The sequence below is a fragment of the Vibrio cidicii genome (assembly GCF_009665415.1).
In the GTDB taxonomy this organism is placed as follows: Bacteria; Pseudomonadota; Gammaproteobacteria; order Enterobacterales; family Vibrionaceae; genus Vibrio; species Vibrio cidicii.
Genome location: NZ_CP035921.1, coordinates 946181 through 958859, shown reverse-complemented (window position 1 = coordinate 958859; position 12679 = coordinate 946181). Strand labels below are relative to the sequence as shown.

The window sequence follows — 12679 nt, the reverse complement described above, 5'->3', positions numbered from 1 at the left end:
TATAATGTAGTAATCACAGAAGAGGGACGAGGCAGGACGTTTCATCGCTCATCTGAATAGATATGTTTTGGGCAAATGAATTGCCCGATACTCTCTGCCTTGGTTAGCTAAGCTGATAGAGTGGGTGGCGCCAAGTGCAGATAAAAAGACACCGCAATCATAGATTGTTGTGCCATAGGCCAAATTGGTACTGTGCGGTGACAAGGATAGCAATTGGCAAGTAATGACTGCCGAGTCTTCAGGGAACCAAGTCCGTTCATCAATGACTGTTTAGCAAAGACCTTTTTACTGAGTTGCTGTTTGCTTTTGAGGTGAGCAGAAACAGGGAAAAGGGGCTGAGTAGTAAAATTTTTGAATATTGATCGGAGATAGAAATGAGCGATTTAAAAGCAGCAGCACTACGTGCACTGAAACTTATGGACCTAACCACGCTAAATGACGATGACACGGATGCGAAAGTCATCAAGCTTTGTCATGACGCCAAAACGCCTGTAGGTAACACGGCTGCGATCTGTATTTACCCTCGCTTTATTCCTATTGCTAAGAAGACACTTCGTGAGCAAGGTACACCAGAGGTTCGCATTGCGACAGTAACCAACTTCCCACACGGTAACGACGATATCGCTATCGCTGTGGCAGAAACCAAAGCTGCAGTTGCTTACGGTGCCGATGAAGTTGACGTTGTTTTTCCATACCGCGCGCTGATCGCTGGTGATGAAAAAGTCGGCTTTGAACTGGTTAAGCAATGTAAAGAAGCCTGTGGCAATATTCTTCTGAAAGTGATCATCGAAACCGGTGAGCTCAAAGAAGAAGCACTGATTAAGAAAGCATCGCAAATCTGTATTGAAGCGGGTGCCGATTTTATCAAAACCTCAACGGGTAAAGTGCCAGTCAACGCAACCCCAGAATATGCACGTATGATGCTCGAAGTTATTCGTGACATGGGTGTGGCTGAAAAAGTGGGCTTCAAGCCAGCTGGCGGAGTGCGTACTGCGGAAGACGCTGCGGCTTACTTAGCAATGGCAGATGAGATCCTAGGTGCTGACTGGGCGGATAATATGCACTACCGTTTTGGTGCATCTAGTTTGCTAACCAATCTACTCAATACATTAGAAGTGACAGACCAAGTCGCCGATCCTGCGGCGTACTAATTCTAATAAATGTCTGAGCGTGGCGCGTTTTGCGCCACGCAACCTTCTTACTCTACTGTTACCACGGCTCATTTTGAGCTTGGGAGGCTCTAATGTATTTACCTCAAGAAATTATTCGTAAAAAACGTGATGGCGAAGTGCTGACTGCCGATGAAATTCACTTTTTCATTCAAGGCGTGGCGAAAAATACCGTGTCTGAAGGTCAGATTGCGGCCTTTGCTATGACGATTTTCTTTAATGAAATGACCATGCCTGAACGCATCGCACTGACGTGTGCCATGCGCGATTCCGGCATGGTGATCGACTGGAGCCACATGAATTTCGGTGGCCCTATTGTCGATAAACACTCCACTGGCGGTGTGGGCGATGTGACCTCACTGATGCTTGGCCCTATGGTGGCTGCATGTGGTGGTTTCGTGCCAATGATTTCTGGTCGTGGCCTTGGCCATACTGGCGGCACCTTGGACAAACTGGAAGCGATTCCGGGCTACAACATCACCCCAAGCAATGATGTTTTCGGTCAAGTAACTAAAGATGCTGGCGTGGCGATCATCGGCCAAACGGGCGATCTTGCACCAGCAGACAAACGTGTTTATGCCACGCGTGACATTACGGCGACGGTGGACAACATCTCGCTGATCACCGCTTCCATCTTGTCGAAGAAGCTGGCTGCTGGCCTTGAATCACTGGTGATGGACGTGAAAGTGGGCTCTGGTGCCTTTATGCCAACCTACCAAGCGTCACAAGAGCTGGCGAAATCGATTGTTGCCGTGGCCAATGGTGCGGGCACTAAAACCACCGCCATTCTTACCGACATGAACCAAGTGTTGGCCTCATCGGCGGGAAATGCGCTGGAAGTGCGCGAAGCGGTGCAATTCCTCAAAGGAGAGTACCGCAATCCTCGTTTGCTCGAAGTGACGTTAGCGCTGTGTGCGGAAATGTTGGTGCTAGGTAAGCTGGCGCAAGACACCGATGAAGCGCGCGCGAAGTTGATGGCGGTGTTGGATAACGGCAAAGCCGCCGAGTGTTTTGGCAAAATGGTGGCTGGTTTGGGCGGCCCTGCGGACTTTATCGACAACTACGATCACTACTTAGATAAGGCGGAAATCGTCAAGCCGGTTTATGCCAAAGAGAGCGGCGTGGTGTCGGCAATGGATACACGTGCTATCGGTATGGCGGTGGTTGCGATGGGCGGTGGACGCCGTGTTGCGACCGACAGCATCGATTATGCGGTTGGCTTTGATAGCTTCATCCGTTTGGGTGAAGTTGCAGACAGTAACAAGCCTTTGGCGGTGATTCATGCGCGTAGCGAAGCGCAATGGCAAGAAGCGGCAAATGCGCTGCAAGCGGCGATTAGAGTGGGTGGCGACTACGTACCAACTCCTGATGTTTACGGCCTGATTCGCGAAGAAGATATTTAATGACTATTGGGCCTGCTTGCACATTTGCGTACCGGCAGGCCTGAGGAAGAAGCAATGAAAAGAGCATTTATTTTAGTACTGGATTCTTTTGGTATGGGTGCAACGGCGGATGCCGAGCAGTTTGGCGATGTGGGTTCCGATACACTGGGCCATATTGCGGACCAGTGTGAGCAAGGCTTGGCAAACAATGACAAGCGTCAAGGGGCTCTTCGTCTGCCAAATCTGTCCAAACTGGGCTTGGCAATGGCGCACAAAGAGTCAACTGGTCGTTTTGCTCCAGGTTTGGATGCCAATGCGGAGATTATTGGCGCGTACGGCCATGCCGCGGAGCTTTCTTCTGGTAAAGACACACCGTCTGGTCACTGGGAAATTGCTGGCGTCCCTGTTTTGTTTGAATGGGGTTACTTCACTGACAAAGCAAACAGCTTCCCGAAAGAGCTGACTGATCGCATTCTTGCCCGTGCTGGCATTGATGGTTTCCTCGGCAACTGCCATGCGTCAGGTACACAAGTGCTTGATGACCTTGGTGAAGAGCACATGAGAACGGGCAAGCCAATTTTTTACACCTCTGCGGACTCGGTATTCCAAATCGCCTGTCACGAAGAGACATTCGGTCTAGAACGCCTACTTGAGCTTTGCCAAATCGCTCGTGAAGAGCTAGCAGACTACAACATCGGTCGTGTGATTGCGCGTCCGTTCATTGGCCCGGGTAAAGGTCAGTTTGAGCGCACCGGTAATCGTCGCGATCTTTCTGTTGAGCCGCCATCAGCGACCGTTCTGCAAAAGTTGGCTGAGGAAAAACAAGGCCAAGTGGTCTCTATTGGTAAGATTGCCGATATCTACGCCAACTGCGGTATCACCAAAAAAGTCAAAGCGACGGGCATTCCAGCGCTTTTTGAAGCGACACTTGAGCAAATTAAAGCGGCGGGTGATAACACCATCGTCTTCACCAACTTCGTTGATTTCGACTCTGCTTACGGCCACCGCCGCGATGTGGCGGGTTACGCTGCCGCGCTGGAGTACTTCGATGGTCGCATCCACGAAGTGATGGAATTGATGCAAGAAGACGACATCCTTATCCTCACGGCCGACCACGGCTGCGACCCAACTTGGCCGGGCACCGACCACACTCGCGAGCACATTCCAGTGCTTGTCTATGGTCAAAAAGTCCCTGCGGGCTCATTGGGTCGCCGCGAAACGTTCGCGGATATTGGCCAAACACTGGCGAGCTACTTTGGCACATCGCCAATGGATTACGGCAAAAACTTTCTCTAATCCAGAGCTATAATGGAACTTATTGAATAGAGAGGTGTGCCTCTCTATTCTTTTGCGAATACACAGCAAGTCTTTTGTGAATGAAAAACAAGGAAACAAAAACATGGCAACTCCGCATATTAATGCTGAAATGGGTGATTTTGCAGACGTCGTTCTGATGCCTGGTGACCCACTACGTGCAAAATACATCGCAGAGACGTTTCTAGAAGACGTGGTTCAAGTGTGTGATGTACGTAATATGTTCGGTTTCACTGGTACTTACAAAGGTCGTAAAGTATCGGTTATGGGTCATGGTATGGGCATCCCATCTTGCTCTATTTATGCGACTGAACTTATCAAAGACTACGGCGTGAAGAAAATCATTCGCGTAGGTAGCTGTGGTGCAGTGAGCGAAGCGATCAAAGTGCGTGATGTGGTGATCGGCATGGGCGCGTGTACGGATTCCAAAGTGAACCGCATCCGCTTCAAAGGTCATGACTTTGCCGCTATCGCGGATTACAAAATGGTCAAAGCCGCTGAAGAAGCAGCGAAAGCGCGTGGTATCGATGTAAAAGTGGGTAACCTATTCTCAGCGGAACTGTTCTACACGCCAGATCCAGATATGTTCGACGTGATGGATAAATACGGCATCGTGGGTGTGGAGATGGAAGCGGCGGGTATCTACGGCGTTGCTGCAGAATACGGCGCGAAAGCATTGACGATTTGTACCGTGTCTGACCACATCAAAACTGGTGAGCAAACCACCTCGGAAGAGCGTCAGAACACCTTCAACGATATGATGATCATCGCGTTGGACTCTGTACTGCTAGGTGATGCTGAGTAAGTGCTTTAAATTTACAACGCAATATCAAAGAGCCTGCGAAAATGCAGGCTCTTTTTTATGGATCTTTATGAGTGAGTAACAGGTTCTCGACTTTAGGCTGCGGCTTTTTGCGCAGGATGAGAATAAAGAGCATGCCGCCGACGAAACTCATCAAGATCATCAAAAACATATAGCGGTCACTTTTACGGTAGTGATGATCAGAAATTGCCGTCACCTTGCCTGTCTCAAACGTGATGCGGATAAAACCGATGATGCTGTTATCGGCATAAACGGGTTCGACCAACTGTTGGCGTCCAATACCCGCTGTTGCTAGCGGCGTATCCAGTCCCAACACCTCACGCACCGTCAGCGCTTTTTCGCTGGAAGCGAGACGGATGCCTTCTGCGTCGTAAATGGTGGCATCAAAGACCAAACGTTCTTTTGCTAACTGATTGGTTAATTTGAGCAACTGTTCCTGATCTTTTTGCACAATCATATCACTGGCCGAAAGGGCAGCCTGAGAGCTTAACACTTTGGTTAAGGTTTCCAGTTGTTGCGCCTGGATGCGTTCATTCCCCTTGCTGATCACCACGCTATTTTTGATGGTGATGAAAAACATCACCCCTAAAATGATCAGCGCGACAACGCGTAAGGCATTACGCAGTGAAAAAAGAGACTCTTTCATATCTAGCACTAACTTTGATTCGCGAACAAATGCCAGTTTGGGGCTTGCCTTTTCAAATTGCAATAGGTTAACGTTTGCCAAGGTTCACAAAGGATTAGATTCATGGAAGCGCTAAAGACATTGCCGCTGAGAAGGCATACCCAACTTTTGACTCGTTTGCCAGAAACTCGATTTGCTACACAACTGGATAAAAACAAAGCCAGCTGGCTGATGTATGCGGAGTACTTGGCTCCGGGACATTTTGAGGATATCGATTTTTTTACCGGTATGTATAACCCGATCATCGATACTTGGAAAGTCGGGCGCTACGAGGTGGCGCTGATGGCGGGCGAAGTGACTGCAGAACATGAAACCATCTTGCAAGGCTTACGAATTGATTACGCCAATTTGCAAGATGTTCCCGATCTCTCCAAACCGGGGTTGATTGTTCTGGATATGGATTCCACCGCCATTCAAATTGAATGCATTGATGAAATCGCTAAGTTGGCGGGTGTGGGTGATGAAGTTGCTGAAGTCACCGAACGGGCTATGCAAGGCGAGCTGGATTTTGAGCAGAGCTTGCGAGCTCGTGTCGGAAAGTTGCAAGGCGCTGATGAGTCGATTCTGGAAAGCGTGCGCGCGCAGTTGCCTTTAATGCCGGATTTGCCTGAGCTTATCAACACCTTAAAAGCGTTTGGTTGGAAGACGGCGATTGCCTCAGGTGGATTCACCTATTTTTCTGATCATTTAAAGCAGAATTTGGGTTTAGATCATGCCCAATCTAACCAACTAGAAATTATTGACGGACGGTTGACGGGGAAGGTGTTGGGCGAGGTGGTTTCGGCGCAAACTAAAGCCGATATTCTCATCGAGCTTGCCGAGAAATATGACGTCGAAATGCACAACACGATTGCTGTCGGCGATGGTGCCAATGATTTGGTGATGATGCAGGCGGCTGGGCTGGGAATTGCCTATCATGCCAAGCCCAAAGTAGAAAAGCAGGCACAAAATGCGGTGCGCTTTGCTGGTTTAGGTGGCATTGTGTGTATTTTGTCTGGTGTATTGGCGCGGCAGCAAAAAATCAGTTGGCAAAGTAAGCCTTAGTCGATTGAGCATTCTCTAAACAACAAGGAGCGTTCATCGCTCCTTGTTGTATATGAGTTTTAATCGCTTAATTCAAGCCGAATCAGTACTTCTTCGGTGACGTCTTCCATTTCACAATAACCCATCAAGGTGGAGAGCTCTTTTTCCAGTTTGCTGGCTTGGTGCATACTCAGGTGGGCTAAATCGTTCAGATCTTTTTGCAGCAATGAGGTCATCGGGCTGAAAATCGGCGCGGTGGAGAGCCTCAGCACATAAAACTCACCAGACATTTTCGCTTTTTTCACAAATTGGATACGCTCTTTGACGCTGTCGAATTCCATCGGCATCTTGGTCTGGACGGCTTTGATCTTGTCACCGAATTTGGTAACGGCAATATAAATCTCGTGGTGAACGGGTTCTGCTCCGTCGATCCTTTTGGTCGGATTCGCAATCAGCGTATTCGAGCGGCCTTTGTAGAGTGGCTCGAGAGAGAAGTTCTCTTTGTGGCCTAGCTTTGCCAGTAGCATCAAGTGTTTTTCAAGTGGAAAATTCACCCCAATCGCTTTGGTGCGATAACCCGATGGATTTTTACTGATAAAAATAGGTGTGCTCACCATTTTGGAGAGCAATGTACTGTGCAACGACTCCAGTAGTTCATTGCTCGGTAAGATCTCTTGCTGAGCAATCAACTTATCTTGGTTGTGTTCAATAATACTATTGAAAAAAGCGATGGTTTTGATGGTTTGACTGTTTTCGTCAATCACCAGTTGTACTTGTTGACCATCAGGGCTGACGCGTATTACTCGATACGGTACTTTATCGAGTGGCAGTTTTTTATCATACAGCTGCAGTTCAAGGTAATTAACCTCAACCTCCTCCCCAGCAATCAGCTCTAGAGGTGCATTCAATTGTAAACTCAGCCCGCGTTTGGATAAATCGAGTGTATTCCCCTGTGCTTGTAAGCCGTCACTCTTAGTTAAGAGCAGGGGTGATTGAAAGCTGTATCTTGGTTCTTTGCGTCTTGACTTTGCGTCAAAGAAAACCCCTTTGGGCGAGCCGACGATCTTTCGTGGGTGACGGAATGTATTCAAGGTGCTGGCAGGGATTCGAGGTTTCTCGGTAAATAGGTAATCATCACCCACACTGTCATCGGCGATTTCTTGCAAAATACCGCAGTGGGTGAGGGCGGTTGACGCATCGGCGAGCTCAGAAGAGAAAGAGGCCAACTGCTGCTTCTCTTTGTCTGAAAGCTCAAAGATGGAAATGCGAAACGCGCGCCAGCTTGAACGACGTGCTCCTAAATGCCAAAAAAGCTGTCGTTGTTCTCGAGTCGCTTCTGGCATCAGCATCGAATAGAAGAATGTCTTGTTCTCATGTTCATGAGTGAAGGAGTAGATGACGTTGCTCGTTCCCTTCACTCCAGCCTTAATCAACATTTCCATTCTTTGTGGGTTAAATAAGGTGCCGAAGACTTGTTGTTTTCGCTCATCGTGCCAGTAATTCCAAATCGGCGCATTGTTTGGCGTCATCATCGCCAGTTTAAGTTCACTTCCTTGGAAAAACAGTGGCAGGTTACAGGTGTGCTTCAGATAGATGTGCTCGTATCCCCGCGTTCTTGAACGAATGATTTTGTCCTGGTTGTCGTGGCGAGTCCGTTTGGCCGAATTACTTAGTGACTCATCGATCACACGAGCAATGATGTTGGTTTCGGTTAGGCGCAGACAACGTAGAAATTTAACCGCATCGTTCTCATAAGAGTCTTCGACGGCAAGCACGCGATACTCCAACTTTTTGTCGATGTTTGCCACTTGCGAAGTTTTGGCGAGTTCGGAAAAGGAGATCTGGATAATTTCACCGAGGTTGTAACTAAAAGCACTCGGCACTTTGAACTTGGCACCAGAGCTAGAGAGATCGACGCTCACACCATGCAAAACTTGGCCTTTAGCCAGTTTTATTTCCACCTGTGACTGCACGCGCAGGCGTTTTTCTTGTCTTTTGAGATCGTAGCCAAGATAAATTGTTTCTGCTTCGTAAGGGCTGGCCGGATCCGTTAACCCGAGCCCTTCCTGTTGCTGCGTGTTTTTGCCCAAAACACGGAAACTATTGCGCGTATTGCTTAATGCTTCCCATACCCCTTCGGTATAACGACCAAATTTCTTGGTGTTTTTGTGATAAGCATTAAAAGCGACATCATCAAGCCAATGTTTTAAACCATCCAGCTCGTATTCACGGCATTCACCTTGTACACGACCCCGTAAGTCGATACTTTTCTTACATGGCGCCATGATGCGGTTAAGCTCCATCTTAACCAATAACTTAGCCGATGGCGGTTCTCCCTCAGTCAGTTGACTCAGGACAAAATCAAAATCTTCCGCGTTGTAAAGCGGGATGAGCCTTTCTGCTATTGAGAGAATTTCAGCTTGTTCCATCTTTTCTGTTACAGTATCTGTTCTTGATAAGCGTATCGGCAAAGTGATAATAAACTTAAGTATAACAGCACTTTGTTCTGTGTTTAATGAATCTGTGGTCTGACAGGATCACAGGTTGGAAAATTTGAGGCGGCATGGTGAAAGCAAAACGCGCGTATGTATGTAACGACTGTGGGGCGGATTTCCCTCGCTGGCAGGGGCAATGCAACGCCTGTGGCTCTTGGAATACCATAACTGAAGTTAGGCTAGCCGCTTCTCCAAGTGTCGCTCGTAATGAGCGTTTGTCAGGCTATGCGGGCAGTGCAACCGAGTCTAAAGTACAGACTTTGTCTGATATCGATCTGCAGGAAGTCCCACGTTTTACCAGTGGTTTTAAAGAGCTGGATCGCGTGTTGGGTGGTGGTATCGTACCCGGTGCGGCAATCTTGATTGGCGGAAGCCCAGGTGCGGGTAAGTCGACGTTGTTGTTGCAAACGATGTGTGCACTCTCGGCACACATGCCAGCGTTGTACGTCACTGGCGAAGAGTCTTTACAACAGGTTGCTATGCGAGCTTCTCGTTTGGGATTGCCGAAAGAGCATTTGAAAATGCTCTCAGAGACTAACGTGGATAAGATTTGCCAAATTGCCGAAGAAGTACGACCACGCATTATGGTGATTGATTCGATTCAGGTAATGCACGTCTCTGATGTGCAATCTTCACCCGGTAGTGTTGCACAAGTACGTGAATCCGCGACGGCGTTAACCCGTTATGCCAAACAAAACAATGTCGCTGTCTTTATTGTTGGGCACGTAACTAAAGATGGCACCTTAGCGGGGCCGAAAGTATTAGAGCATATTATTGACTGTTCTGTGCTACTTGATGGCGATACCGATAGTCGTTTTCGTACCCTGCGTAGCCACAAAAACCGCTTTGGTGCGGTGAATGAGCTCGGCGTATTCGCCATGACCGGGCAAGGGCTGCGAGAAGTGAGTAATCCATCGGCGATTTTCTTGTCACGTGGAGAAGAAGCAACCTCTGGCAGTTCGGTAATGGTGGTTTGGGAAGGTACTAGGCCGCTTCTGGTCGAGATCCAAGCTCTGGTGGACTACTCGCAGCTTGCTAATCCTCGTCGGGTCGCTGTTGGTCTTGAGCAAAACCGTCTCTCTTTATTATTGGCGGTCTTACATAAGCACGGCGGCTTACAAATGGCTGACCAAGATGTCTTTGTTAATGTGGTCGGTGGGGTAAAGGTGAGTGAAACCAGCGCTGACTTGGCGCTGATTATGGCGCTGCTGTCGAGTTTTCGTGATCGGCCACTGCCAAAAGATGTGGTGATTTTTGGCGAAGTGGGCTTGGCTGGCGAGATCCGCCCAGTCCCCAGTGGTCAAGAGCGTCTCAATGAAGCGTTCAAACATGGCTTTAAGAAAGCGATTGTCCCAATGGCGAATATGCCGAAAGGCGGAATTGCGGGCATGCAGATCCACGGGGTGAAAAAACTTGCCGATGCGATCAGTGCTTTTGATGAGCTTTAACATCTATATATCTATATAGAGAAACAATAGAATAGAGAAACAATAGAAAACGAAATTCTGTGCATCAGTAAAGAGAGCGAAAATATAGTTTCACGCTGCTTTGCAAGCTAAGCATTGGTAAGCTTTACTGTTGTAGAAGAAAATTTTTCTTAACGAATAGCATGCAAGGGTATCAGTCTTGAACGATTGTGATATACTCTGCGCGCACTTTATACCTTATTAACAGAGTAAGACAATGGCAGATTTATCAAAATACAGAAACATTGGTATTTTCGCGCACGTTGACGCGGGTAAAACCACTACCACTGAGCGTATCTTGAAGCTTACTGGTAAAATCCACCGTCTGGGTGAAGTACATGACGGCGCTTCAACGATGGACTTCATGGAACAGGAAGCTGAGCGTGGTATCACTATCCAGTCTGCTGCGACTACCTGTTTCTGGAAAGACCACCGTTTTAACGTAATCGACACCCCTGGACACGTTGACTTCACTGTTGAAGTTTACCGTTCTCTGAAAGTTCTTGACGGTGGTATCGGTGTATTCTGTGGTTCTGGCGGTGTTGAACCTCAGTCAGAAACAAACTGGCGTTACGCAAACGAATCAGAAGTATCTCGTCTGATCTTCGTAAACAAACTAGACCGTATGGGTGCAGACTTCTTCCGCGTTGTTGAGCAAGTGAAGAAAGTACTAGGCGCTAACCCTCTAGTGATGACTCTACCTATCGGCCGTGAAGACGAGTTCGTTGGTGTAGTTGACGTATTAACTCGTCAAGCATTCGTATGGGATGACTCAGGTCTTCCAGAAAACTACGAAATCAAAGAAATCCCAGCAGACATGGTAGATCAAGTTGAAGAATACCGTGAGATGATGATCGAATCTGCTGTTGAGCAAGACGACGAACTGATGATGGCTTACATGGACGGCGAAGAGCCATCTATCGAGCAAATCAAAGCGTGTATCCGTAAAGGTACTCGTGAACTAGCGTTCTTCCCAACATACTGTGGTTCTGCATTCAAAAACAAAGGTATGCAACTTGTACTAGACGCAGTTGTTGATTACCTACCGTCTCCAACTGAAGTTGAACCTCAGCCTCTGACTAACCCAGAAACGGGTGAGCCAACTGGTGAAGTTGCAACAGTATCTGTTGATGCTCCTCTAAAAGCGCTTGCGTTCAAGATCATGGATGACCGTTTTGGTGCCCTGACTTTCGTTCGTGTTTACTCAGGTCGAATCAAGAAGGGTGATACCATTCTTAACAGCGCAACAGGTAAAACTGAGCGTGTTGGCCGCATGGTGGAAATGCACGCAAACGACCGTAACGAGCTAGAATCTGCGCAAGCAGGTGACATTATCGCTATCGTTGGTATGAAGAACGTTCAAACTGGTCACACTCTATGTGATCCTAAGCACGAATGTACTCTTGAGCCAATGATCTTCCCAGATCCAGTTATCTCTATCGCTGTTAAGCCAAAAGATAAGAACGGCTCTGAGAAAATGGGTATCGCGATCGGTAAAATGGTTGCAGAAGATCCATCATTCCAAGTTGAGACTGACGAAGATTCAGGCGAAACCATCCTTAAAGGTATGGGCGAACTTCACCTAGACATCAAAGTTGACATCCTGAAGCGTACTTATGGCGTTGAGCTAGAAGTAGGTGCTCCACAGGTAGCTTACCGTGAAACTATCACGAAAGCAGTTGAAGACAGCTACACGCACAAGAAACAGTCTGGTGGTTCTGGTCAGTTCGGTAAGATCGATTACCGTATCAAGCCAGGAGAGCAAAACACTGGTTTCACCTTCAAGTCAACTGTTGTTGGTGGTAACGTTCCTAAGGAATTCTGGCCAGCAGTTGAGAAAGGCTTCAAGTCTATGATGGCGACCGGTACTTTGGCTGGCTTCCCTGTGCTTGACGTTGAAGTTGAACTGTTCGACGGTGGCTTCCACGCAGTTGACTCATCTGCAATCGCATTTGAAATCGCAGCGAAAGGCGCATTCCGTCAGTCAATTCCTAAAGCGGCTCCTCAGCTTCTTGAACCAATCATGAAAGTTGACGTGTTCACTCCTGAAGATCACGTTGGTGACGTAATCGGTGACTTGAACCGTCGTCGTGGCATGATCAAGAACCAAGAAATGGGTGCAACTGGCGTTCGCGTTAAAGCAGACGTACCACTTTCTGAAATGTTCGGCTACATCGGTACTCTACGTACAATGACTTCTGGTCGTGGTCAGTTCTCTATGGAGTTCTCACACTACGCACCATGTCCAAACAACGTAGCAGAGCAAGTAATTGCTGAAGTTAAAGAGCGTAACGCTAAGAAGTAATTCTTAACTTAACTCGA

The 12679-nt window shown here is 47.9% G+C and carries 9 protein-coding genes; 7 read left to right on the top strand and 2 right to left on the bottom strand.

The features are described from left to right. The first annotated feature begins 374 nt into the window (after positions 1-374). From deoC to deoD, 4 genes are all read left to right on the top strand, one after another. Positions 375-1151 carry a deoxyribose-phosphate aldolase gene (gene deoC, locus EWA64_RS05350; protein WP_045571126.1) on the top strand — a complete coding sequence of 259 codons (777 nt, stop codon included), beginning with the start codon at positions 375-377 and terminating at the stop codon, positions 1149-1151. Positions 1152-1243: 92 nt separating this feature from the next. Then, the gene (gene deoA, locus EWA64_RS05345; RefSeq protein WP_061894993.1) at positions 1244-2572 is read left to right on the top strand and encodes a thymidine phosphorylase; all 1329 of its coding nucleotides are present in this window, start codon (positions 1244-1246) and stop codon (positions 2570-2572) included. A gap of 54 nt (positions 2573-2626) precedes the next feature. After that, complete coding sequence (locus tag EWA64_RS05340; RefSeq protein WP_061894992.1) at positions 2627-3847, top strand: phosphopentomutase; 1221 nt, start codon at positions 2627-2629, stop codon at positions 3845-3847. 103 nt (positions 3848-3950) lie between these two features. Next, the gene (gene deoD / locus EWA64_RS05335) at positions 3951-4670 is read left to right on the top strand and encodes a purine-nucleoside phosphorylase (RefSeq protein ID WP_039430363.1); all 720 of its coding nucleotides are present in this window, start codon (positions 3951-3953) and stop codon (positions 4668-4670) included. Between the two features lie 55 nt (positions 4671-4725). Here the strand turns inward: deoD and EWA64_RS05330 are convergent, their stop codons facing one another. Continuing rightward, positions 4726-5334 (bottom strand): YtjB family periplasmic protein, encoded by a 609-nt coding sequence (locus EWA64_RS05330; protein ID WP_039431638.1) that lies wholly within the window; start codon positions 5332-5334, stop codon positions 4726-4728. 102 nt (positions 5335-5436) lie between these two features. Here EWA64_RS05330 and serB point away from each other — a divergent pair, with 102 nt between their 5' ends. Next, a complete protein-coding gene (gene serB / locus EWA64_RS05325) occupies positions 5437-6417 on the top strand; it encodes a phosphoserine phosphatase (RefSeq protein WP_061894991.1) in 981 nt (326 codons plus the stop codon). Between the two features lie 59 nt (positions 6418-6476). Here serB and EWA64_RS05320 read toward each other — a convergent pair whose 3' ends face one another. Beyond that, a complete protein-coding gene (locus EWA64_RS05320; RefSeq protein WP_061894990.1) occupies positions 6477-8825 on the bottom strand; it encodes a PilZ domain-containing protein in 2349 nt (782 codons plus the stop codon). A 134-nt stretch (positions 8826-8959) separates the two neighbouring features. On the opposite strand from EWA64_RS05320, the gene radA reads away from it, so the two are divergent. Together radA and fusA are read left to right on the top strand one after the other, a co-directional pair. Continuing rightward, the gene (gene radA / locus EWA64_RS05315) at positions 8960-10339 is read left to right on the top strand and encodes a DNA repair protein RadA (RefSeq protein ID WP_039439676.1); all 1380 of its coding nucleotides are present in this window, start codon (positions 8960-8962) and stop codon (positions 10337-10339) included. Positions 10340-10574: 235 nt separating this feature from the next. Continuing rightward, entirely contained in the window at positions 10575-12662 is a 2088-nt protein-coding gene (gene fusA / locus EWA64_RS05310) for an elongation factor G (RefSeq protein ID WP_061894989.1), read from the top strand. Positions 12663-12679 lie beyond the last annotated feature (17 nt).

Bases quoted from the DNA above. Each gene is read 5' to 3' on its own strand.
- deoC (WP_045571126.1), top strand. From the start codon at position 375: ATGAGCGATTTAAAAGCAGCAGCACTACGTGCACTGAAACTTATGGAC.
- deoA (WP_061894993.1), top strand. From the start codon at position 1,244: ATGTATTTACCTCAAGAAATTATTCGTAAAAAACGTGATGGCGAAGTG.
- EWA64_RS05340 (WP_061894992.1), top strand. From the start codon at position 2,627: ATGAAAAGAGCATTTATTTTAGTACTGGATTCTTTTGGTATGGGTGCA.
- deoD (WP_039430363.1), top strand. From the start codon at position 3,951: ATGGCAACTCCGCATATTAATGCTGAAATGGGTGATTTTGCAGACGTC.
- EWA64_RS05330 (WP_039431638.1), bottom strand. From the start codon at position 5,334: ATGAAAGAGTCTCTTTTTTCACTGCGTAATGCCTTACGCGTTGTCGCG.
- serB (WP_061894991.1), top strand. From the start codon at position 5,437: ATGGAAGCGCTAAAGACATTGCCGCTGAGAAGGCATACCCAACTTTTG.
- EWA64_RS05320 (WP_061894990.1), bottom strand. From the start codon at position 8,825: ATGGAACAAGCTGAAATTCTCTCAATAGCAGAAAGGCTCATCCCGCTT.
- radA (WP_039439676.1), top strand. From the start codon at position 8,960: ATGGTGAAAGCAAAACGCGCGTATGTATGTAACGACTGTGGGGCGGAT.
- fusA (WP_061894989.1), top strand. From the start codon at position 10,575: ATGGCAGATTTATCAAAATACAGAAACATTGGTATTTTCGCGCACGTT.